The organism is Microbacterium mangrovi, from assembly GCF_000802305.1.
Classification (GTDB): Bacteria; Actinomycetota; Actinomycetes; order Actinomycetales; family Microbacteriaceae; genus Microbacterium; species Microbacterium mangrovi.
Window position 1 is genome coordinate 1 of sequence record NZ_JTDK01000037.1, and the last position, 439, is coordinate 439.

Sequence of the window (439 nt, forward strand, 5' to 3'; positions counted from 1 at the left end):
CCCTTCCCCCCGATCCTGCCCAGCTCCGCCTCCACCCACACCCCCGACTGATGCGCCCGCTGCACCACCGCCCGGGTGCGGGCCGCGTTGTCCGCATACTCATGATGCGCCCCGTCGTACATCACCGACGTGAACCCCGCCCGAATCGCCTCGAACACGAGATCCTCCTCGGTGGCATGATCCAGATGCACCACCACCGGCACCCCCGCGTCCCGCGCCACCCCCAAAAACCCCGCCCCGACCGGGCCCAGGCCCCCATGGAACCGCACCGCGTTCTCCGACAACTGCAACACCACCGGCACCCCGGCCGCCTCCGCCCCCGCGACGATCCCCTCCGCCACCTCCAACGGCACCGCATTGAACGCACACACCGCACGCCCGGAACCGAGCACCTCAGACATCGTGGACAACGGCATCGAAACTCCGATCAATCGGTGTG

1 protein-coding gene is annotated in these 439 nt (G+C 69.2%); it reads right to left on the reverse strand.

Annotated features, from left to right (window positions below):
* Positions 1-416, reverse strand: a 416-nt coding sequence (locus LK09_RS20375; protein WP_039403837.1) for a class II fructose-bisphosphate aldolase, incomplete at its 3' end; no start/stop codon positions are given.
* Positions 417-439 lie beyond the last annotated feature (23 nt).